Source organism: Mucilaginibacter ginkgonis, from assembly GCF_009754905.2.
GTDB classification, from domain to species: domain Bacteria; phylum Bacteroidota; class Bacteroidia; order Sphingobacteriales; family Sphingobacteriaceae; genus Mucilaginibacter; species Mucilaginibacter ginkgonis.
Genome location: NZ_CP066775.1, coordinates 3,541,097 through 3,561,622, shown reverse-complemented (window position 1 = coordinate 3,561,622; position 20,526 = coordinate 3,541,097). Strand labels below are relative to the sequence as shown.

The following is a 20,526-nucleotide window of genomic DNA, read 5'->3' as shown; positions in this document are numbered from 1 at the left end:
GATGGAATTCGACCCGGAAAATCACGTAAATAAACTTTGCGCTCAGGGAATGCTGCTGGAAGGCGAAGGCAAGCCGGAAGAAGCTGCAAAACTTTTTACCCGGGCGTGGAACGAAGCAACAAATGACCGCGAGAAATTTACTGCGGCACATTACGTTGCCAGGCATCAAAACACAGTAGCCGATAAATTGTACTGGGATACAACAGCTTTGCAATTTGCACAACGCATAGACAGTCCCGAGGTTAAGGCAGTGTTACCGTCACTGTATCTTAACATCGCGAAGGGTCACGAAGACCTTGCTGATTTCAATAACGCGCGCAAAAATTATGATCTTGCTTTAGCGCATGCACAATTTTTACCTGCCGACGGTTACGGCGACATGATACGGTCCGGTATAACCCGCGGGTTAACGCGCGTGAAGGATGCGACACGCTAAAGCATTTCTTAAATTGCCTCATGTACTGTAATTTGCGCCATGCGAGCTAGAAAAGTGTTACGAAGCGTCCTCATCATTGCGCTTATTGCAGTAAACATCGGCTGCGACCAGGTGTCTAAAAGCATCATCCGCGACCGGGTATCTATTGACACCAACCTGCGTTATCTTAACGGGCACTTTTTAATTACCCGTGCCGAAAATACCGGCGCCTTTTTGAGCCTTGGCGACAACACCACCGGCCCTTTGCGGATAGTGTTTCTGTCGCTTATACCCGCCTTGCTGCTTATATTCAGCATCAGCTACCTCATCAGGAATAAAAACGTACCGGCTGTTACACTGATCGGTATCTGTTTTATAGTAGGCGGTGGCATCGGCAATATTTTCGACAGGATAGTGCACGGTTCGGTAACAGATTTTCTATACCTCGATTATCATCCCTTCCATACGGGCATTTTTAATCTGGCCGATGTTTCCATCACGGTGGGCGCGCTACTTATCCTCATAGGCATCAATTTGAAGAACCCGCCGAGGTTTCTGGCAGGCCGTAAACAAGAAACGGTTACAGCAGATAGTTTAAGCGAATAATAGTTTTGTATTTTTATCCTGTACCAAATCAACTCGTTTTTACATGAGTGAACACCAATTTAACCGTCCTATACGGGTTTTAGTAGCTAAAGTAGGCCTTGACGGTCATGACCGCGGGGCACGTGTTATTGCCACCACGCTTCGCGACGCAGGTATGGAAGTGATCTACACCGGCTTGCGCCAGACACCCGAGATGGTGGTAAATACTGCTTTACAGGAAGATGTGGACGCCATTGGCATCTCCATTCTTTCTGGCGCGCACATGACTGTTTTTCCAAAGATCATTAAGCTGATGAAGGAGAAGCAACTGGATGATGTGCTGCTAACAGGCGGTGGCATCATCCCGGATGATGATGCGGCAAAGCTAAACGACATGGGCGTGGGCCGGTTATTTCCCCCGGGCACAACCACCACCAGTATAATAGATTACATTACCAGTTGGGTACGTCAGAACCGCAATTTTTAAGCAAAGCCATGAGCTACCAGAATATACTTGTTGAAACTAACGATCGCGTTTGCGTAATCACCATTAATCGAGAAGCAAAACTAAACGCCTTAAATAAAGATACACTCGCAGAATTGCACACCGCTTTTGAAGCAGCGTTCGCAGATGCGCAGGTTGGCGGAATCATCCTGACAGGCGCAGGCAAAAAAGCTTTTGTTGCAGGCGCAGACATCAGCGAACTTACCGAGCTAAATACATACAGCGCCACCGCCATGGCTACCGGCGTGCATGATGATGTGATGAACCTGATAGAGAATGGCCCCAAGCCCGTAATTGCAGCCATTAACGGTTATGCCTTGGGGGGAGGTTTGGAACTGGCAATGGCCGCGCACATCCGCATTGCTGCTGATAATGCCAAAGTGGGCTTACCCGAAGTCACACTGGGGCTTATTCCCGGCTATGGCGGCACACAGCGATTAACGGCATTGGTTGGCAAAGGCAAAGCGCTGGAAATGATCCTGACTGCCGATGCCATCGACGCGCCGACAGCGCAAACTATAGGTTTGGTAAACCAGGTTGTGCCTGCCGATGAATTGCTGCCTAAAAGTGAAGAAATACTGCGTAAGATATTGTCACGCGCGCCCTTAGCTGTCGCGAATGCGATAACTGCCATTAACGCCGCCGGAACTACAGATGGCTACGCTACAGAAATTTCGGGCTTTGCAGGCTGCTTTAATACAACGGACACACGAGAAGGCATAGCCGCTTTCTTAGAAAAGCGCAAACCGGTTTTTACAGGGAAATAAAAGTTATGCCGGGTTGAATTTGCTTGCATAAAAAAATTTGATAAACTTGTAAGCATACAACAGTGCCATCCCCCTTGGCGCGTATTTATAGCTGATATGAAGAAGATCCTCATCGTAGATGATGAAGTAAGTGTTGGATTGCTGCTTTCTAAATTCCTTACCAGAAATGGTTTCGAGGTTGCGGCGGCTACCAGCGGCGCCAGCGGCATGGAGTATTTGCAGCAGGGTAACTTTGATCTTGTTCTGTGCGATTTCAGGCTGGAAGATACAGACGGGCGCGAGATGCTTAAAAACATTAAATCGCAATACCCGCAAACTGGGGTAATTATCATCACCGGGTATTCTGATATCAAAATGGCGGTCGAGCTCATAAAAATGGGTGCTTACGATTACATCACAAAGCCATTATACCCCGATGAGATCCTTAATACCATTAACAAAGCGATAGAAACCCACCATGCCTTGTTTGAAGAACCGCAGCAGCAGCCCGCGGCAGTACGGCCATCTAAAAGCGATGCAGATAAACCCGATCTTTTAGGATCTGAGTTTGTGGTTGGCAAAAGCAAAGCATCAAGGGAGTTGCTTAAACAAATAGAGCTGGTTGCTCCAACTAATTACAGCGTAATTATCCTGGGCGAAAGCGGTACGGGTAAAGAGTCGGTAGCGAAAAGTATACACCTTAACAGCCCGCGCCGCGATGAGCCTTTCATAGCGATGGATTGCGGCTCGCTCACTAAAGAGCTTGCTCAAAGCGAGTTCTTTGGCCACGAAAAGGGCTCATTTACAGGCGCTTTGTATACTAAAATTGGCCATTTCGAGATGGCTAACGGCGGCACGCTGTTCCTGGATGAGGTAGGCAACCTGTCTTACGATATCCAGGCAGCTTTACTTCGTACCGTGCAGGAGCGCAAGGTAAAACGCATTGGCAGTACCAAGGAGATAAATCTTGATGTGCGCATTATCGTTGCCACTAATGAAAACCTTACTGAAGGCATCCAAAAAGGTAAATTCAGGGAAGATTTGTACCACCGGTTTAACGAGTTCTCTATTTTTATGCCACCGCTTAGAGATCGCGAAAGCGACATTATGTTGCTGGCGGAGCACTTCTTACGCATATCGAACCAAGAGTTAGGGCGTGATGTAATGGGTTTTTCTGACGATGTGGTAGAATGCTTTATGAATTATCGCTGGCCGGGCAACATTCGTGAAATGAAGAATGTGATCCGCCGCGCCGCATTACTCACAGAGGGCGATATGGTACAGGTAAAAGCCTTACCGCTTGATATATCTACCTACACCAAGTCTGTAGTGGCCGAGCGTGCCGTTGTTGAAGAAACCGCATCTGTTAACCGCAGCGATCTTAAAAATGCCGCGCTCGAGGCAGAATATGACACGATTTTACGCGTGCTGCGCGAAGTGAACTTTAATAAATCTAAAGCGGCAGAAATATTAAACATCGACCGTAAAACGCTTTATAATAAAATGAAGGCTATAAACCTGGGTAAATAAGATGGCAACCGAAGGCACTAACGAATTTCTTATCCACGAGATACGCAACCAGCTATCAAATATAACCCTGTCTGCAGTACAGCTAAAACACGAATTGCCTACCATAGATACCGATATGGCTTTTTATGTAGACACCATTATGGCAGGCTGCAACAAGATAAATGATCTGTTAAAGGACATGAACGAGTAGCCGCCAACAATAAGGCAGTTTTCTTGTTATCGTAGCATTCAGTTTATTTTCCTGAACTTAAGAGCGAATTATTTTCATTTGCCCGCACAGGCATGTCGGTTTTTAACTACCAACAACGTAATAACATCATACTGGTCAGCATAATTGTGCTTGGCTGCCTGCTGCTTTACGCGCTTAGCTCAATATTCAGCGCCATACTGGGAGCGATAGTATTGTTCACCATTTTCAGGCCGGGCTATTTGTACCTTACAGAAAAACGCAACTGGAATCCGGCCATCACGGCGCTGTCTTTCATATTCGTATCGCTCATCGTGATCGTGATCCCTTTCCTGCTGCTGAGTTTTATGATCATTGATAAGATCTCGGCATTGCGCGACAACCCCGAATTTGTAAATGATCTTATTGCAAGGGCCAACAAGTTTGCCGGCTCTACTTTTAATAAACCCCATTTGGTAGACAATTTTATAGGCAAGATCAGCACCTATGCTTCAGATCTGTTTCCGTCTGTACTGAGTGGGGCTGCCAATATTTTGTTTACACTGCTGGTATTGTACTTCCTGCTATACTTTATGTTTACTCAGATACGCCAGTTCGAGGCAGGCTTACTCAAATACGCGCCGTTCCGTGAGCAGGACGCATTGAAATTCGCGACCGCGTTAAAAAGCGCAACCTATTCCAGCGTATTAGGTCAGGGCATCATATCGGTAGTTCAGGGCGTGTTATTAGCTAACGGGTTTTGGATTGTGGGTATCCCCGATGCTATTTTCTGGGGCGTTATCGGCACATTTATATCTTTTTTGCCTGTGGTGGGCGCGCCAACACTGTCTATCCCCGCCGGGTTATATTTAATGATGACAGGGCATAATTTCGCGGGAATTGGTATTATGGTTTACGGCCTGCTGTTTATTGGCAACGTTGATAACGTATTGCGCATGATGATCAACAAGCGCATCGCCAATACGCACCCCATTATTTCTATAGTCGGTGTATTTATCGGTTTACCATTATTCGGTATTTTGGGGCTGGTATTTGGGCCGGTACTGCTTTCTTATTTCCTGCTCCTTGTGGAAATTTATGAAACTAACCGTTTAGCGGCCGATAGGTTGGAAAGGCTGAAAACCGGATCGGACACTTAGCGCTTTTAAGAATAATATATTTATTATACCCAAGTGGTGATACGTCTTCGGCGAAGAAAATTACCTTGCTTACCAAACAATTTTTCAACTTAAAAATTATACATATACTATGAAGGACAATTCAAAAACCGTTTTAGCACTGCTGGCTGGTTTAGCAGCGGGCGCGATCTTAGGCGTTTTATTTGCACCGGATAATGGTTCTGATACACGCGAAAAATTATCAGATTCTTTAAAAGACATTACAGATTCAATTAAAGACACCGCCGGCCGCGAGCTGCAAAATTTGCTGGGTGTTAAAGACCGTATAGTGTCTGATATTAAAACTAAAATAAACGGCGCAGACGAAGAGTATCAAGACGATCTTGAACACGCCTAACCAATAATAGATATTGCTTTAAAAGCACGCTTACCTGTTAAATAATGGAACAAGAGAAAGAAGAGAAAAAGCAATATCCGCCTATTGTTGATCAATTGCGTGAGTATGCCGAAACGCGCATAAAACTTGGCAAGTACAAGTTTATTGAAAAAAGCACATCGGCAGTGGCAGGTTTGATCACCCAGTTGGTTGTAGTAATATGCCTGTTGCTAACTTTCCTGTTTGCAAGCTTTACGCTGGCACTTTTTCTGGGAAGTTTGCTGCACTCCTATTGGCAGGGTTTTGGCATTGTGGCTTTGCTATATCTTATTATAGCCTTAATTTTTATCGCAATGAAAGAGAGGATAAAAAAGCCTTTAATAAACATGTTTGTGAAAATGTTTTTTAGCGATAACGAATAATGGATTTAGCCGTAAAAAATATAACCGACCTGCAAAGCGAGATCATTCGCCTGGAGAAACTAAAACAGCAGCAGGAGATGGACTTAAAGGAGCGTTTTAACAGTCCGTCGTCTATTTTCTCTGCTTTTAAAAGTTTGTTCCCCGAGCATAACGGGCCAAAAACTGGCAGCATTTTTAATCAGGATATCTGGGGGCTGCTGTCTCGTGTTGTTCTACCATTTGCGCTAAATAAAACGCTGTTTAAGGGTCAGGGCGTATTAGTTAAAACTTTGGTTGGTCTGGTATCGCAAAAGGCCTCGTCTTATATCAGCGAAGATTCTGTAACCGGCGTTTGGGATAAAGCCAAAGATTTGGTGACCGGTATTTTTAAAAAAGCAACTCACAAAGCCGAACAAGAACATCCTGTTAAATCGGCAGTGTTGTAAACGCCTGCTAAAACTTTACTTTTGCACTTTTTAAACTAAGAGTGGGAAAAGATAAGTTAAAGCGATTTGCAGAGATTAAAACCTTTGCTAATGTATTACAGCTGGACGCCGGCAAACCCTTTAAGGGCAATTGGGCAAAAGATTTTTTCAAGAACAACAACCCTGTAGTTTTAGAACTGGCTTGCGGCAAAGGCGAATATACTGTTAACCTGGCACAGCTTTTCCCTGAAAAAAACTTCATAGGAATAGACTATAAAGGCAACCGAATTTGGCGTGGTGCCAAAACCGCTGTAGAAGAAAATATCCCTAATGTTGCTTTTTTGCGCATACAAATAGAAAACATTAACGAGTACTTTGCGCAAGATGAGGTGGATGAGATATGGATCACCTTTCCCGATCCGCAGCCGCAGATCAGCCGCGAAAAGAAACGCTTAACCTCTCCGCGCTTTCTTAATTACTACAAGCAACTGCTAAAACCCGGTGGATACATTAATCTTAAAACCGATAATGACGGCCTGCATGCTTATACCGCGGAAGTGATCGAAAACAATGGCTTGAAACTTTTCGCCAAAACCGAAGATGTGTATCACTCAGAGTTTTTAAACGAAGTGCTGTCTATCAAAACCTATTATGAAAAGAAATATTTACAGCACGATAAGAACATCAACTATTTAAAGTTCTCTTTAACTTAGTGCATGGCTTACGATAAATTCTTTGAGCACATTTACGAAGTTACCCGCCAGATACCCGAAGGCAGAGTTACCTCTTATGGTGCCATTGGCAAGGTGCTCGGAGCAGGAAATTTATCGCGAATGGTGGGCCGCGCCATGGGCGAATGCGGCAAAGCGCATCCCCCGGTACCCTATTATCGTGTGGTTAACAGTACCGGCGTTCTAACCGGCGACCCTTCGGCCGCGCACCGCCGTCAGGAATTACTCGAGGCCGAGGGAATTGTGATCAAAAACAATAAGGTTCAGGATTTCAAAAAAGTGTTTTGGGACCCGGCAAAGGAGTTGGATTATTAGTTGATTTTGATTGTCATGCTGAGGCCCTCGAAGCACAACAATCAAAATTTCCCTCAGCGCTTATGCTTCGAGAGCCTTAGCATGACGCAATGGGTGATTACCCTCACGCATACTCCAGCAGCTCCATTCTGTTACCAAACGGATCGACAAATGAAAAACGGTTGCGGCCCGCGATTGGCCTTTGTTTTTGAATTATCACGCCACGCGCTTCTAAAAGCTGCCTGGCAGCCTCAAGATCAGTTATTTCCATAGCAGTGTGGCGTATGGTTAAGGGTAAAGTTTCTTCTACGCCAATGTGCAATTCTATATCTGCCAGCGCAAACCAAATACCTTGATCTTTTAACTCAGGCGGGCGGGTAATTTGCATTAGCCCCATCACATCCCGGTAGAAATCGCGTGCCTCTTCCAGCCTGCTTTCAGGCACGCAAATATGGATATGGTCGGCGCGCTTAAATTTTATCATTAGGCAAAGATAAATGTTGATGTTTATTGGTGCTATGCAAACGATAGCTATCTTTAGCTATGACTAAATCTGCCAAAGAACCTGTCCGTTGCGCCTGGTGCGGTACCGACCCGCTGTACATCAAATATCACGACGAAGAGTGGGGCAAGACCACGCATGATGATAAAACACTTTTCGAATTCTTAATACTGGAAGGTGCGCAGGCAGGCTTAAGCTGGATCACTATTCTGCGCCGCCGCGAAGCCTACCGCAAAGCGTTCGCCAACTTTGATGCAAAAAAAATAGCGAAATTTACAGAAGGCGACGTTGAGCGACTTATGAATGACGAGGGCATCATCCGCAACCGCGGCAAGATCACATCCGCGATCACAAACGCTAAACTGTTCCTTGAGATTCAGAAAGAGTTTGGCTCATTTGATAAATACCTGTACAGCTTTATGCCCGATGGTAAACCCATCAATGAAGTTCCGGATGGCCTCAAGGCTACCTCTCCCCAATCTGACGCGATAAGCAAGGACATGAAAAAGCGTGGCTTTAAGTTTTTTGGCTCAACAATTTGCTACGCGCACATGCAGGCTACGGGCATGGTAAACGATCATATTGCCGGGTGTAATTTTAGGTAGTATCAGATTTCCCCGTTTGGATTTTTGATCACACTGATTCCAATTGATAATACCTATTTTAATAACTTTACCGCTCACAGCTTATCGGATCAATGTCTCACAATCGGTGCGATCATTAGATAATCGGTGTAATCCTTAAATCATGAAGAAACTTTTTTTACTGGATGGCATGGCGTTGATGTACCGCGCCCATTTCGCGTTAAGCAAAAACCCGCGCTTTACATCCGGAGGGCTAAATACTTCGGCAGTGATGGGCTTTACCAATACCCTGCTTGATGTATTGAAAAAAGAGAACCCAACGCACATGGCCGTGGTTTTTGATACCGACGCGCCAACCGAACGCCATACAGATTTTACGGACTATAAAGCACACCGCCAAGCCATGCCCGAAGACCTTTCGGCAGCTATGCCTTATGTGATCAAACTGATCTTAGGTTTTAATATCCCTGTGATCACTTCTGATGGTTATGAGGCTGACGACATTATTGGTACACTGGCCAAAAAAGCCGAGCAAAAAGGCTACCAGGTATATTGTATGACGCCCGATAAAGACTTTGCCCAATTGGTGTCTGATAATATCTTTATCTATAAGCCGTCGCGTATGGGCAGCGACATTGAGATATTAGGTGTAAAAGAAGTGAAGGCCAAATGGGAAGTTGATGATGTTTGCCAGGTAATAGATATACTTGGTCTTTGGGGCGACGCGGTTGATAATATACCGGGTATCCCGGGCGTAGGTGAAAAAACAGCCAAATTACTGATCAAGCAGTACGGTTCTGTAGAAAATATTATAGCCCACAGCCACGAGCTTAAAGGCAAGTTAAAAGAGAATGTAGAAACCTATGCAGAACAAGGCCTGCTTTCAAAAAAGCTTGCTACAATTTTATTGAACGCCCCCGTTGAACTAGACGAGGCCGGCCTGGAAATCTGCGCACCAAGCAAGGATTTGCTTGAGCCATTGTTTGCTGAGTTAGAATTCCGTACGCTGGGACGCCGCGTATTTGGTGATGATTTTTCAATTACAGAAATAAAAGCAGTTGGTGTACAGACAGATCTTTTTGGCAACGCAGTAGCCGCCGGCCGTACTACTCTCACTGTTGATGTTGCAGACATACATACCCCAGAAGAACCTGTTGTTGCAGGCAAGAACATCGAAAATACAGAGCATACTTACCATTTGGCAGATACGCCCGAAGCACGGGCAGAACTTGTAAATCTTTTAAAGCAGCAAAACAGCTTTTGCTTCGATACAGAGACTACCGGTACCGACGCCAATCATTGCGAACTGGTAGGCTTGTCATTTTCTATCAAGGCAGGAGAAGGCTGGTATGTTCCTATCCCGCATGATCAAACAGAAGCTAAGACTATTGCACATGAGTTTAAAGAAGTGCTGGAAAATGAGCAGATCGCAAAGACAGGTCAAAATATCAAGTACGATATTTTAATGCTTAAATGGTACGACATTAACGTAAAAGGCGATCTTTTCGATACCATGATGGCGCATTATGTGCTTGACCCGGATACACGCCATGGCATGGATATTTTGTCTGAAAATTATCTGGGCTATAAACCAGTGTCCATTACAACACTCATTGGGCCCAAAGGTAAAAACCAGTTGAGCATGCGCGATGTGCCCATCGAACAGATCAAGGATTATGCTGCCGAAGATGCTGATATTACCTTACAGCTGAGAACCGTTTTCGAGCCGAAGATAAAACAGGCCGAGGCCGAAAAGCTAATACACGAAATAGAACATCCTCTCATTTACGTATTGGCTGATATGGAGTTTGAAGGCGTGCGTATAGATGAAGAAACGCTTCGCGATTTTTCAAAGCAGCTGGAAACAGACTTGGTGGGTTTAGAAAAAACAGTTTATGACAAGGCAGGTGTTAGGTTTAATATTTCGTCGCCAAAACAATTAGGCGAAGTACTATTTGAGAAATTACTGCTCGACCCTAAAGCCAAGAAGACAAAAACAGGCCAGTACCAAACCGGCGAGGATGTGCTGCTGGCCTTAGCAAACAAGAGCGACATCGTTCGAGACATTCTCGATTTCCGTCAGCTTCAGAAACTTAAGTCAACCTATGTCGACGCGTTACCTCAATTGGTCAACTCAAAAAGCAAGCGTTTACATACCTCTTATAACCAGGCTGTCGCCGCTACAGGCCGCTTAAGTTCAAACAATCCTAATTTGCAGAACATCCCTATCCGTACAGAGCGCGGTCGCGAAGTGCGTAAAGCATTCATTCCGCGGGATGACGACCACGTATTGGTTTCTGCCGATTATTCGCAAATAGAGCTTCGTTTGATCGCCGAGATCAGTAAGGATGAAAACATGCTCGACGCCTTTGCCAAGAACCTGGATATCCATACCGCGACCGCTGCAAATGTTTATGGCATTCCGCTGGAAGAAGTAGACAGCACGCTGCGCCGCAACGCAAAAGCCGTAAACTTTGGTATCATTTATGGGCAGTCGGCATTTGGCCTGTCGCAAAGCCTGGGCATTCCGCGTAAAGAGGCCGGCGATATCATTCAGCAATACTTCGAACAATTTTCGGGCATTAAACGCTACATGAGCGACACCATGAATTTTGCCCGCGAAAATGGCTATGTCAAAACCCTTATGGGCCGCCGCCGGTACCTGCGCGATATCAATTCGGCCAACCAAACGGTACGCAGTTTTGCCGAGCGAAATGCCATAAACGCGCCTATACAAGGTTCGGCCGCGGATATGATCAAGATAGCTATGATCAACATCCATAAAGAACTAAAAGTGCAGAAACTAGATTCCCGCATGACCATGCAGGTGCATGACGAGTTGGTTTTCGACGTTCCGAAACACGAAGTGGAAACGGTAAAGCCGATAATAGAGCATTTTATGAAAACGGCGATAAAAACCGAAGTACCAATTGTAGTGGAAATTGGTGTTGGCACCAATTGGCTCGAGGCGCATTAATCTTTAGTGTAATAACTAAGTAAGTGGTGTGCTGTTACAACCAACAAAACAAATGTCATGAAGAGGCTCTCGGAGCACAACATTTGTTTGTTTTTGCTTTTGACATGCCTCGAAACCCCATTAAAATCTTATTGGGTGACCATGTTACTCCTATTTGTTTTTGTATAAAACTTTTCTACCTTGACAGCATTATAACCTGTAAATGAGAGTTTACCACCTTAGTGCCGAGTGCTATCCTATTGCCAAAGTGGGTGGCCTTGGAGACGTTGTCGGCGCGTTGCCGAAGTACCAAAAACTGGCCGGCATTGATGCGGCCGTTGCCTTACCATACTACAATCGCAACTTTGTACAGGAACATAGCTTTGACGTTGTTTTTCGCGCTTCAACGCTGATGGGCGGCCGCAGGTATGAATTCGAGATACTAAAGGAAAAGCATGATACACTTGGTTTTGAGCTTTATCTCATCTACGTTCCCGGGTTGTTAGACCGAACAGAGGTTTACAGTTACCCCGACGAGCGCGAGCAGTTTATCATTTACCAACTGTGCTTTTTAGACTGGATCAATTGGTCGCAGCAAACGCCCGACTTAATCCATTGCCATGACCATCATACCGGTTTAGTGCCTTTTCTTTTACAGCATTCGGCGTTGTATAAAAGGCTGGCAAATGTGCCAACGGTTTTCACGATACATAACGGGCAATACCATGGCGCATTTGGCTGGGAGAGGGTAAACCTGCTGCCCGAAATTGACATGTGGAAAGGCGGACTCCTGGAATGGAGTGGTGGCATTAATCCGCTGGCATCTGCCGTGAAATGCTGCAGCAGGTACACAACAGTATCGCCAAGTTACTTGCAAGAATTGCAGGTAAACAGCAATGGACTTGAATACCTTTTCTGGGTAGAGCGTGCAAAAGGGCAAGGAATCATCAACGGTATAGATACCGAAGTTTGGAACCCGGCGACAGATAGTATGATCGCCGCTACTTATACAGCCGACAAACCTGACGCCGGCAAGAAGAAGAATAAGGAAGCATTGTGTAAGAGGTTTAACTTATCCACAGACAAACCCTTGGTATCTTTCATCGGCAGGTTAGTTGGCGAGAAAGGCGCAGACATGATACCCGAAGCGTTAGTACGTAGTATTGAGCAATACGCGGGCGCCTTAAACTTTGTGATACTGGGCACAGGTGAGGTGGATGTCCAGGAAGCATTAAAAGCGGTGTCAGAACGTTACCCTGAAAATTGCCAGGTATTCATTGGGTATAACGAAGAACTGTCGCATCAGATCTATGCAGGCTCAGATTTTTTGCTGATGCCCTCGCGTGTAGAGCCATGCGGATTAAACCAACTATATGCGCTCCGTTATGGCACCGTGCCGATGGTACGTAGCACAGGCGGCTTAAAAGATACGGTGATAGATTACAGCCAGGCAGACGGCTATGGCATCGCCTTTGCAAACGCAAGCGCCGATGATATGATAACAGCGGTTGGCCGTGCTTTAGAACTTTATAAGAACACAGCGCAATTACAGTTGTTATGTAAAAGAATGATGGCGCTTGATTTTTCATGGAACAAATCGGCTGCAGAATACATCCAGTTATACCAATATTTAACACCGAATTTATGATATCAAAAGTAATGAGCATTGTGCTGGGAGGTGGTCAGGGAAGCCGCCTTTCGCCATTGACAGCCACCCGGTCAAAGCCGGCTGTGCCAATCGCGGGTAAGTATCGCCTGGTCGATATTCCTATCTCAAACTGTTTGCACTCGGGGCTGCACCGCATATTTGTGCTCACGCAATTTAATTCGGCGTCGCTTAATAAGCACATCAAAAACACTTATCACTTCAGCAGTTTTAGCGAGGCATTTGTAGACATCCTTGCCGCGGAGCAAACACCTAACAGCGCTACCTGGTTCCAGGGAACTGCAGACGCTGTACGCCAAAGCTTACACCACCTGGCGGTACATGATTTTGAGTATGTATTGATCCTATCGGGCGACCAGTTGTACCAGATGGATTTCGAGGACATGATCGCTAAGCATATCGAAAAAAAGGCAGAGATATCTATCGCGACCATCCCGGTTAGCGCCAAGGATGTACCGGGGTTCGGTATCTTAAAGGTAGACCATGATGCCAATATTACAGCATTTATCGAAAAGCCAAAATCTGACTTCGAAAGCTGGGCGGCAGAAGTAAGTCCCGAGATGCAGTCGCAGGGCCGTATTTACCTGGCATCTATGGGTATCTACATTTTCAACAAAAGCGCCTTATATGATCTGCTGAATTCTGACCCGGACCGTACCGACTTTGGTAAGGAGATAATCCCGCAGTCTATTGAGACGCATAAAACCGTAAGCTATCAGTATGAAGGCTATTGGGAAGATATCGGTACTATCCCTTCTTTCTTTGATGCAAATCTTGACCTGACGGACGACATCCCGAAATTCAACCTGTTCGATAAAAACCATATTTACACCCGTTCGCGCATGTTGCCGCCATCCAAAATATCAGGCACGCACATGGAGAAAACTATCATCGCGGACGGCTGTATCATCAGCGCGGCGAAAATTTATCGCTCTATAATCGGTATCCGCATGCGTATCGGGGTTGATACCAACATCGAAAGCTGCTATGTGATGGGCAGTGACAGCTACCAAACGCTGATAGAAATAGCAGAAGCGAAAGAAAAAAACCTGCCGATTATGGGCATTGGCGACCGTTGTATTATCAAAAACGCCATCATAGATAAAAACTGTTACATAGGTAACGATGTACGCATCAATTGCGGCCCCCCGCTTGCCGATGGCGATTACGGTGATTACACCAGTCAGGACGGTATAGTGGTGGTTAAAAAACGCGCAGTGATCCCTAACGGAACTGTGATATAATCGAATTCTCTGGTAATATAAAAAGGCTCATCATTTGGTGAGCCTTTTTTATTTTACAATTCCAGAGACGTGCCGATATCCGGCAACTGCAGGTTTAAACCTGCTTTTATGAATTTAGAATGCGCCTGTTCCTTATCGATCTTTATCACAGGGAATGAGTCGTAATGCACACCCATAACATTTTTGCAGTTTACAAAATCGGCGGCCTTAATCGCATCATCAATGCCCATGGTGTAGTTATCGCCAATAGGAAGAATAGACCAGTGCAGGTTTTCGTCTTCCAGCAGTTTCATATCATAAGTTAGCGCTGTGTCGCCGGCAAAGTAAATATTCTTGCCCTCGTTGCTGTAGATCACAAAACCTGCAGGGTTGCCACCGTAGCTGCCATCGGGCATGCTGCTTGAGTGTATGGCATTTACCATTTTAACCCGCCCAAAATCGAAATTAAAGCTGCCGCCAATATTCATGCCGTGTGCTTCAATGCCTTGCTTGCCCAGCCAAGTAGCTATTTCGGCAATACAAACCACTTTCGCACCGCTTTGCTTTTGGATGGCAACAAGGTCGGCAACGTGGTCGCCGTGTCCGTGGCTTAGCAAAATATAATGTGGCGTAATAGTGCTCACGTCAATGTGTTTGGCCAATTCGTTAGGGGTAATAAACGGATCGAACAATATTTTAATGCCATCGGTTTCTAACTCAACCGTAGATTGGCCATAATAGATAGCTTTCATAAGTAGATGGTTTTGTAGATTTTATTTAAACAGGTCGCCCAGGTTGCCCAAGCCGCCAAGCATATCTTTTGCCATAGCGGCTTGTTCAGATTGCGCGATATTGTCGGCTTGTTCCATGGCTTTATTAAGGGCTACTACCAGTAACTCTTCCAGTTCTTCACGGTCTGCCTGTTGGTAAAACTGGTCATCGATAGTAACCAACTGAATCTCTTTATTGGCTGTCGCGGTTACCGTAATTTTACCGCCTTCGGCCGTGCCGATAACAGTTATCGCGTCGAGTCTTTTTTTAGATTCTTCGGCTTTTTGCTGCGCCTCAAATAGTTTGTCGAACATATATATAGTGAGTAGTTGATTATGTTATTAAGTTGATTGGTTTTAAAAAGTTTTCAGATTTGGCAGAAACCGTTTACCATTCACCGCTCACTACTCACCCCTTCTTACTGATCATCCGTAGTTTCACCTGTGCCTGAGTACGCCCCCTTGCGGATTATCGGCGTACCTACCATTTTGTACAGGTCGTCGAGATGCAGCAAGCTGCCGTTTACTACGTTGCCTAATAATACAATAACAATGTCGCGCTTTAGATCGCGTACAAATATGTGGCGGAACCCATGCCACCAGCCGGTATGGTAAACCACTTTTTCGCCGGGTGCATCAAATGTGCGCCACCCGTAACCGTAACCGAAATGGCCGTGTACCAAAGGGTTGCGGTTAACATATGCAGAATCTTGCGTTGCCTTGCTGATGAGCCTGTTTGCCCGCATAGCGCGATCAAACATATATAAGTCGCCAACAGTGCTGTAGATGCCTTTATCGCCCACGGGGCCATCCAGAAAATTTTGTGCGACAGAATATTTCCAGCTGTTGCGATCATGCCCTACAACATCAACCGGGATCTTATCATACGTAGCTTTTGAGTATACATCGGTATGATCCATGCCCGATGGTTTAAAGATGTTCTCTTTCATGAACTGGGCGTACGGCACACCGCTTACTTTTTCTATGATAGAACCCAGCACCATAAAGTTGGAGTTATTGTACAGAAAGCGTTTGTCGGGTTTATTAAATGGTGCAGGTTTGTATTGCGCAATCATATCCATTGCCTGCTGGTTGGTAATGCCCTTACGCTGATTGCGGTGCTCGCTGCGGTATATACCGTCTATGAAATACACGTAATTCATCATGCCCGACCGGTGCGTAAGCAGCAACCTTATAGTAATTCCGGCGTAAGGAAAATTAGGAAAGAAATCCCCCACGTCCTGGTCCAGCTTGAGTTTGCCGCGTTCCATCAGCATCAAAATAGCGGTAGAGGTCATGGTCTTTGATACCGATGCCAGTTCAAACCTCGAATTGATCTTCAGACTGTCGCGGGTAAGGTGGTTGGCCCAGCCAAGCGCGTTTTCATAAATGATCTTACCGTTTTTTGCAACCAGCACGTTACCGTTAAAATTGCTCACTTGGTGCAGGTGCTTCATAAAGGCATCTATCTGCGGGTCGGCCTTTTTAGGGTCATAGCGCAGCGTTTTGATCGGGTCTGGCGGCGGCAGTGATTTACCATCGGGCGCGGTGCCGGTTTTGGGTGCAGATGAGCAGGATAAGAACAGGAGAACGCTGCAGGTTGCAGATATAATTTTTGAGGGGTAAAATGTCATCGAAAAATACGTCGCGTTTTAACTAATGCGAAAGTGGGAATTTATAAAGGGGATAAAAAGAATTGCCTTAATAAGTTTTTAACATTATTGCTGATAGCTAATGTCCTTTTTTAACATTTTAAGTTCTGCAACTATGATGTAGCTAACAATCACTAAAAACGCCCACGAGCTTATTTTGTGATAATCTACCATCGCCCAGGTCTTGTGCTGATAAGCATACTTCCAGGCGCCGAAACGCGTGGCAACATTTTCTGCCAGCCAAATAAAAAACCCAATCAACAAAAAGCTAACTATAACCGGCATGCGGTAAGGTTTTTTGTTAATATGGAAGATAACTTTTGCCCGGAAAAAGAGCAATAAGATCAACACGCCGATGTAATAGCGTAGATCAATGATATAGTGGTTGGTGAAGAAGTTTATATAGATCATGGCGCCAACAATTCCCACGGGCCAATGCGGCGGCCACTCAACCATTTGTAGATTAAAATTACGCCACGCCTGGCATAGGTAACTGGCAACGCTGGCATACATGAATCCACTGTACAAAGGTACCCCGCCAATTTTTGTGTAAGCGAACTCGGGATATGACCATGAACCTATCCTGACTTTGAACAATTCCATGCACAAACCCAATAGATGGAACACGCAGATCACCAGCACCTCATCCTTTGTTTCTACTCCTGTGTAAAACAATATAGACTGGATAAGCAGGCATGCGATCAGCATAAAATCATACCGTGGAATGACACCTGCAAACAAATGCGACACCGCCAGGCAACCGAACACCAGGAAAGGAAATATGCATGAGCAAACCTGCAGTTTAAAAAAGGTGAAAAACCATTTTAGAGACTCGGACATATTTGCCAGCAAGATATGATTTAAGCAAATTCCTTGTTTCTATATTCTTGATTCTTGCGTCTATTCGGCTAACTTTACCGCGCAAACTGCTATCAATTATGAATTTCAGAACAGAACATGATACCATGGGCGAGGTACAGGTACCTGCCGATAAATACTGGGGCGCACAGACAGAACGCTCGCGAAATAACTTTAAAATTGGGCCAGCGGCTTCTATGCCGAAAGAGATCATAGAGGCGTTTGCTTACCTGAAAAAAGCCGCGGCTTATACCAATACCGACCTGGGCGTTTTGGCTGCTGAAAAGCGCGATCTGATAGGCCAGGTTTGTGATGAAATATTAGCCGGAACACTCGATGCAGAGTTCCCGTTAGTGATCTGGCAAACCGGCTCAGGCACACAATCTAACATGAACGTGAACGAGGTGGTGGCCAACCGCGCGCATGTGCTGCAAGGCAATCAACTGGGTGAGGGTAAAACCTTTATCCATCCTAATGATGATGTGAATAAATCGCAATCGTCTAACGACACCTACCCTACTGCCATGCACATAGCGGCATATAAGGTAGTGATGGAAACAACCATCCCCGGTGTGGAGAAACTGCGCGATGTATTGAAGGCAAAATCAGAAGCATTTAAAAATGTGGTTAAGATTGGCCGCACGCATCTGATGGATGCTACCCCCTTAACTCTTGGCCAGGAATTTTCGGGGTACGTTTCTCAATTAGATCACGGCTTGAAGGCTTTGCGCAACACGCTTGAGCATCTTTCAGAATTAGCCCTTGGTGGTACCGCTGTGGGTACCGGTATCAATACCCCAAAGGGTTATGACGTTAAGGTTGCTGAATATATCGCACAATTTACAGGTCTTCCGTTCGTAACTGCTGAGAATAAATTTGAAGCACTGGCCGCGCATGACGCTATTGTAGAAACGCATGGCGCACTTAAGCAGATCGCGGTTTCGCTGATGAAGATCGCCAATGATATCCGTATGCTGGCATCAGGGCCGCGCTCTGGTATTGGAGAGATACACATCCCCGACAATGAGCCGGGATCTTCTATTATGCCGGGCAAAGTGAACCCAACGCAGAACGAAGCGGTTACCATGGTGGCTGCCCAGGTAATGGGTAATGATGTTGCGATTTCTATCGGCGGTTCTAACGGTCATTACGAGCTGAACGTATTTAAGCCGGTGATGGCCGCTAACTTTCTACAATCGGCAAGGCTGATAGGTGATGCATGCGTTTCCTTTACCGACCATTGCGCCGTTGGCATCGAACCGAATTACGATGGTATCAAAAAGCACCTGGAAAACTCATTGATGCTTGTAACCGCGCTTAACCCACATATAGGTTATGAGAACGCAGCCAAGATCGCTAAAACGGCTTTGAAAGAAAATAAATCGCTGCGCGAAGCCGCCATTGGCTTAGGCTTACTAACCAGCGAGCAGTTTGACCAATGGGTTAAGCCTGAAGACATGATCGGTAGTTTGAAATAAAAAAGCCTCCCGCCTCACCCTAATCCCTCTCCAAAAGGAGAGGGACTTTTTTAAATGTATACAAGACCTTTAGCCCTTTACCTTTCAGTTTTAACCTTGCTGCTTACCCAAGCCTGCTCGTTCAATCCGCCATTGCAGCAAAAGGGCGAAGCGGTAGTACAGGGTATCTGGCAGCAGGATACTTCGGCGGTTAATAAAGTATTGGTCAACTTTCAAACCTATAACTTCAAGTTCAGCTGCGATTCTTTTTACGTCGAACAACATAATTTTAGCAAGGTAAACTATGGGGCGGATACCTGTATGCGCAGTGGTAAATGGACCGAGTATGCTAAAGGGACGTATGAGTTGAGGCATGACACGCTTACCCTTAAAGGCCAGTTTTGCAATCCCAATTTTAGCTTGAAAAAAGAAGGCGGCTGTTTCCGCTTTGGCAATTATGAAGAGTCTTTTAAGATTAAAAAAGAAGCAGATTCTGTTTACCAATATTTAAATTTGTCGGCAACAAACGCCTTCAAAATCCATCGTACAAAAAACATCACCTGCATACCAAAACCATTGTAAAATGAAATTATCTATCAAAAACATTATCGCGGCAATCGCCATCATGTACCTGCCGCTTCAAAGTATGGCATGGGGACAAGAAGGCCACCGCATTTGCGGCCAAATCGCCGACAGCTATTTATCACCAAAGGCGCGCAAAGCGGTCCAGGCTATTTTAGGGAACGAGTCGGTTGCGATATCAAGTACCTGGGCCGACTTTATCAAGTCTGACCCTGACTACAGTTATTTGTCGTCGTGGCATTATATCGACTTCGATTCGCCGCTTACCTACTCGCAAATGGTAGATTTTTTGGCGGCTGATAAGAACGTCGACGCGTACACCAAACTACAATTCATGATAGGCGAGTTAAAAAAGCCAAACTTGCCGAAAAAAGAAAAGCTGCTTTATTTACGCATGGTTATCCATGTGGTAGAAGATATCCACCAGCCAATGCATACCGCTAAAACCAGTGATAAAGGCGGCAATGATGTTAAGGTAAACTGGTTTAACGAGCCCAGCAATCTCCATTCTGTTTGGGACAGCAAGCTGATAGACTTCCAGGGATTAAGCTATACGGAATATGCCAACTGGATAAACCACACAACAACTGCAGAACGTGCCGCGTGGCAAAAACAGCCCATCAGTCAGTGGATATATGATTCGTCGGTTATAGCTAACAAGATATATGCTGAAACTAAGCCCGAAGACACACTTAACTATAAATACAATTTTAAGTTCATTGATACGGTTAACCAGCAAATGTTAAAGGCAGGTGTTCACCTGGCAGGTTTGCTTAATCAAATATTCGGATAAGCGATATCGATTAGAAAATTACGGAGGCGAACTATCACAGGTTCGCCTTTTTTATTTCGTTTAGCGTAATCTGCAATTATCCCTTTATTGACCCGTCAGCTAACGGACGGGTGTAACATGTTACACTTTCCCGCTAAATGCCGACTTATTAGTATCTGACATGATATTGT

The 20,526-nt window shown here is 45.3% G+C and carries 24 protein-coding genes; 19 read left to right on the top strand and 5 right to left on the bottom strand.

Annotated elements, in window-relative coordinates; all coding sequences use genetic code 11:
* Position 1: 1 nt before the first annotated feature.
* From GO620_RS16555 to GO620_RS16500, 12 genes are all read left to right on the top strand, one after another.
* Positions 2-436: a lysozyme family protein gene (locus GO620_RS16555; RefSeq protein WP_157524998.1), complete on the top strand. Its 435-nt coding sequence runs from the start codon at positions 2-4 to the stop codon at positions 434-436.
* A 39-nt stretch (positions 437-475) separates the two neighbouring features.
* Positions 476-1,021 (top strand): signal peptidase II, encoded by a 546-nt coding sequence (gene lspA, locus GO620_RS16550; protein ID WP_157524995.1) that lies wholly within the window; start codon positions 476-478, stop codon positions 1,019-1,021.
* Between the two features lie 43 nt (positions 1,022-1,064).
* On the top strand, positions 1,065-1,487 hold the full coding sequence (locus GO620_RS16545) for a cobalamin B12-binding domain-containing protein (RefSeq protein WP_157524992.1): 423 nt from the start codon (positions 1,065-1,067) through the stop codon (positions 1,485-1,487).
* Positions 1,460-2,272, top strand: a complete 813-nt coding sequence (locus GO620_RS16540) for an enoyl-CoA hydratase/isomerase family protein (protein WP_317198308.1) — start codon at positions 1,460-1,462, stop codon at positions 2,270-2,272. The genes GO620_RS16545 and GO620_RS16540 overlap by 28 nt, the downstream gene beginning before the upstream one ends.
* A 96-nt stretch (positions 2,273-2,368) precedes the next feature.
* Positions 2,369-3,781 (top strand): sigma-54-dependent transcriptional regulator, encoded by a 1,413-nt coding sequence (locus tag GO620_RS16535; RefSeq protein WP_157524986.1) that lies wholly within the window; start codon positions 2,369-2,371, stop codon positions 3,779-3,781.
* 1 nt (position 3,782) lies between these two features.
* The gene (locus GO620_RS16530) at positions 3,783-3,971 is read left to right on the top strand and encodes a hypothetical protein (protein ID WP_157524983.1); all 189 of its coding nucleotides are present in this window, start codon (positions 3,783-3,785) and stop codon (positions 3,969-3,971) included.
* A 92-nt stretch (positions 3,972-4,063) separates the two neighbouring features.
* On the top strand, positions 4,064-5,107 hold the full coding sequence (locus tag GO620_RS16525; RefSeq protein ID WP_157524980.1) for an AI-2E family transporter: 1,044 nt from the start codon (positions 4,064-4,066) through the stop codon (positions 5,105-5,107).
* Positions 5,108-5,216: 109 nt separating this feature from the next.
* Positions 5,217-5,483, top strand: coding sequence for a YtxH domain-containing protein (locus tag GO620_RS16520; RefSeq protein ID WP_157524977.1), 267 nt, complete (start codon positions 5,217-5,219; stop codon positions 5,481-5,483).
* A gap of 44 nt (positions 5,484-5,527) precedes the next feature.
* Positions 5,528-5,884, top strand: a complete 357-nt coding sequence (locus GO620_RS16515) for a phage holin family protein (RefSeq protein WP_157524974.1) — start codon at positions 5,528-5,530, stop codon at positions 5,882-5,884.
* Complete coding sequence (locus GO620_RS16510) at positions 5,884-6,309, top strand: hypothetical protein (protein WP_157524971.1); 426 nt, start codon at positions 5,884-5,886, stop codon at positions 6,307-6,309. The genes GO620_RS16515 and GO620_RS16510 overlap by 1 nt, the downstream gene beginning before the upstream one ends.
* A 41-nt stretch (positions 6,310-6,350) precedes the next feature.
* A complete protein-coding gene (trmB, locus tag GO620_RS16505; protein WP_200230382.1) occupies positions 6,351-7,001 on the top strand; it encodes a tRNA (guanosine(46)-N7)-methyltransferase TrmB in 651 nt (216 codons plus the stop codon).
* Between the two features lie 3 nt (positions 7,002-7,004).
* Positions 7,005-7,334 carry an MGMT family protein gene (locus GO620_RS16500; RefSeq protein ID WP_157524969.1) on the top strand — a complete coding sequence of 110 codons (330 nt, stop codon included), beginning with the start codon at positions 7,005-7,007 and terminating at the stop codon, positions 7,332-7,334.
* Between the two features lie 103 nt (positions 7,335-7,437).
* On the opposite strand, the gene GO620_RS16495 is transcribed toward GO620_RS16500, so the two are convergent.
* On the bottom strand, positions 7,438-7,797 hold the full coding sequence (locus GO620_RS16495) for a VOC family protein (RefSeq protein WP_157524967.1): 360 nt from the start codon (positions 7,795-7,797) through the stop codon (positions 7,438-7,440).
* 59 nt (positions 7,798-7,856) lie between these two features.
* On the opposite strand from GO620_RS16495, the gene GO620_RS16490 reads away from it, so the two are divergent.
* The 4 genes from GO620_RS16490 (at position 7,857) to GO620_RS16475 (ending at position 14,265) form a co-directional block, all read left to right on the top strand.
* A complete protein-coding gene (locus tag GO620_RS16490) occupies positions 7,857-8,420 on the top strand; it encodes a DNA-3-methyladenine glycosylase I (RefSeq protein WP_157524965.1) in 564 nt (187 codons plus the stop codon).
* A gap of 142 nt (positions 8,421-8,562) precedes the next feature.
* The gene (gene polA, locus GO620_RS16485) at positions 8,563-11,376 is read left to right on the top strand and encodes a DNA polymerase I (protein ID WP_157524963.1); all 2,814 of its coding nucleotides are present in this window, start codon (positions 8,563-8,565) and stop codon (positions 11,374-11,376) included.
* A gap of 202 nt (positions 11,377-11,578) precedes the next feature.
* Positions 11,579-13,003, top strand: a complete 1,425-nt coding sequence (locus tag GO620_RS16480) for a glycogen synthase (RefSeq protein ID WP_157524961.1) — start codon at positions 11,579-11,581, stop codon at positions 13,001-13,003.
* Complete coding sequence (locus tag GO620_RS16475) at positions 13,000-14,265, top strand: glucose-1-phosphate adenylyltransferase (RefSeq protein ID WP_157524959.1); 1,266 nt, start codon at positions 13,000-13,002, stop codon at positions 14,263-14,265. Before GO620_RS16480 ends, GO620_RS16475 begins: the two co-directional genes overlap by 4 nt.
* 53 nt (positions 14,266-14,318) lie before the next feature.
* On the opposite strand, the gene GO620_RS16470 is transcribed toward GO620_RS16475, so the two are convergent.
* The 4 genes from GO620_RS16470 to GO620_RS16455 all read right to left on the bottom strand — a co-directional run bounded on the left by GO620_RS16470 (position 14,319) and on the right by GO620_RS16455 (position 17,506).
* Positions 14,319-14,996 (bottom strand): metal-dependent hydrolase, encoded by a 678-nt coding sequence (locus tag GO620_RS16470; RefSeq protein ID WP_157524957.1) that lies wholly within the window; start codon positions 14,994-14,996, stop codon positions 14,319-14,321.
* Positions 14,997-15,017: 21 nt separating this feature from the next.
* Positions 15,018-15,329: a YbaB/EbfC family nucleoid-associated protein gene (locus GO620_RS16465; protein ID WP_157524955.1), complete on the bottom strand. Its 312-nt coding sequence runs from the start codon at positions 15,327-15,329 to the stop codon at positions 15,018-15,020.
* Positions 15,330-15,433: 104 nt separating this feature from the next.
* Positions 15,434-16,648 (bottom strand): serine hydrolase domain-containing protein, encoded by a 1,215-nt coding sequence (locus GO620_RS16460; protein ID WP_157524953.1) that lies wholly within the window; start codon positions 16,646-16,648, stop codon positions 15,434-15,436.
* Positions 16,649-16,732: 84 nt separating this feature from the next.
* Positions 16,733-17,506, bottom strand: a complete 774-nt coding sequence (locus tag GO620_RS16455) for a DUF817 domain-containing protein (protein ID WP_157524951.1) — start codon at positions 17,504-17,506, stop codon at positions 16,733-16,735.
* A 98-nt stretch (positions 17,507-17,604) separates the two neighbouring features.
* Here GO620_RS16455 and fumC point away from each other — a divergent pair, with 98 nt between their 5' ends.
* The 3 genes from fumC to GO620_RS16440 are packed head-to-tail and all read left to right on the top strand — an operon-like array spanning position 17,605 to position 20,356.
* Positions 17,605-19,002, top strand: a complete 1,398-nt coding sequence (gene fumC, locus GO620_RS16450; protein ID WP_157524949.1) for a class II fumarate hydratase — start codon at positions 17,605-17,607, stop codon at positions 19,000-19,002.
* 54 nt (positions 19,003-19,056) lie between these two features.
* Complete coding sequence (locus GO620_RS16445) at positions 19,057-19,563, top strand: fumarate hydratase (protein ID WP_157524947.1); 507 nt, start codon at positions 19,057-19,059, stop codon at positions 19,561-19,563.
* Position 19,564: 1 nt separating this feature from the next.
* Positions 19,565-20,356 carry a S1/P1 nuclease gene (locus GO620_RS16440; protein WP_157524945.1) on the top strand — a complete coding sequence of 264 codons (792 nt, stop codon included), beginning with the start codon at positions 19,565-19,567 and terminating at the stop codon, positions 20,354-20,356.
* Positions 20,357-20,526 lie beyond the last annotated feature (170 nt).

Coding starts and splice junctions, on each gene's coding strand:
- GO620_RS16555 (WP_157524998.1), top strand. CDS start 2: ATGGAATTCGACCCGGAAAATCACGTAAATAAACTTTGCGCTCAGGGA.
- lspA (WP_157524995.1), top strand. CDS start 476: ATGCGAGCTAGAAAAGTGTTACGAAGCGTCCTCATCATTGCGCTTATT.
- GO620_RS16545 (WP_157524992.1), top strand. CDS start 1,065: ATGAGTGAACACCAATTTAACCGTCCTATACGGGTTTTAGTAGCTAAA.
- GO620_RS16535 (WP_157524986.1), top strand. CDS start 2,369: ATGAAGAAGATCCTCATCGTAGATGATGAAGTAAGTGTTGGATTGCTG.
- GO620_RS16530 (WP_157524983.1), top strand. CDS start 3,783: ATGGCAACCGAAGGCACTAACGAATTTCTTATCCACGAGATACGCAAC.
- GO620_RS16525 (WP_157524980.1), top strand. CDS start 4,064: ATGTCGGTTTTTAACTACCAACAACGTAATAACATCATACTGGTCAGC.
- GO620_RS16520 (WP_157524977.1), top strand. CDS start 5,217: ATGAAGGACAATTCAAAAACCGTTTTAGCACTGCTGGCTGGTTTAGCA.
- GO620_RS16515 (WP_157524974.1), top strand. CDS start 5,528: ATGGAACAAGAGAAAGAAGAGAAAAAGCAATATCCGCCTATTGTTGAT.
- GO620_RS16510 (WP_157524971.1), top strand. CDS start 5,884: ATGGATTTAGCCGTAAAAAATATAACCGACCTGCAAAGCGAGATCATT.
- GO620_RS16500 (WP_157524969.1), top strand. CDS start 7,005: ATGGCTTACGATAAATTCTTTGAGCACATTTACGAAGTTACCCGCCAG.
- GO620_RS16495 (WP_157524967.1), bottom strand. CDS start 7,797: ATGATAAAATTTAAGCGCGCCGACCATATCCATATTTGCGTGCCTGAA.
- GO620_RS16490 (WP_157524965.1), top strand. CDS start 7,857: ATGACTAAATCTGCCAAAGAACCTGTCCGTTGCGCCTGGTGCGGTACC.
- polA (WP_157524963.1), top strand. CDS start 8,563: ATGAAGAAACTTTTTTTACTGGATGGCATGGCGTTGATGTACCGCGCC.
- GO620_RS16480 (WP_157524961.1), top strand. CDS start 11,579: ATGAGAGTTTACCACCTTAGTGCCGAGTGCTATCCTATTGCCAAAGTG.
- GO620_RS16475 (WP_157524959.1), top strand. CDS start 13,000: ATGATATCAAAAGTAATGAGCATTGTGCTGGGAGGTGGTCAGGGAAGC.
- GO620_RS16470 (WP_157524957.1), bottom strand. CDS start 14,996: ATGAAAGCTATCTATTATGGCCAATCTACGGTTGAGTTAGAAACCGAT.
- GO620_RS16465 (WP_157524955.1), bottom strand. CDS start 15,329: ATGTTCGACAAACTATTTGAGGCGCAGCAAAAAGCCGAAGAATCTAAA.
- GO620_RS16460 (WP_157524953.1), bottom strand. CDS start 16,648: ATGACATTTTACCCCTCAAAAATTATATCTGCAACCTGCAGCGTTCTC.
- GO620_RS16455 (WP_157524951.1), bottom strand. CDS start 17,506: ATGTCCGAGTCTCTAAAATGGTTTTTCACCTTTTTTAAACTGCAGGTT.
- fumC (WP_157524949.1), top strand. CDS start 17,605: ATGAATTTCAGAACAGAACATGATACCATGGGCGAGGTACAGGTACCT.
- GO620_RS16445 (WP_157524947.1), top strand. CDS start 19,057: ATGTATACAAGACCTTTAGCCCTTTACCTTTCAGTTTTAACCTTGCTG.
- GO620_RS16440 (WP_157524945.1), top strand. CDS start 19,565: ATGAAATTATCTATCAAAAACATTATCGCGGCAATCGCCATCATGTAC.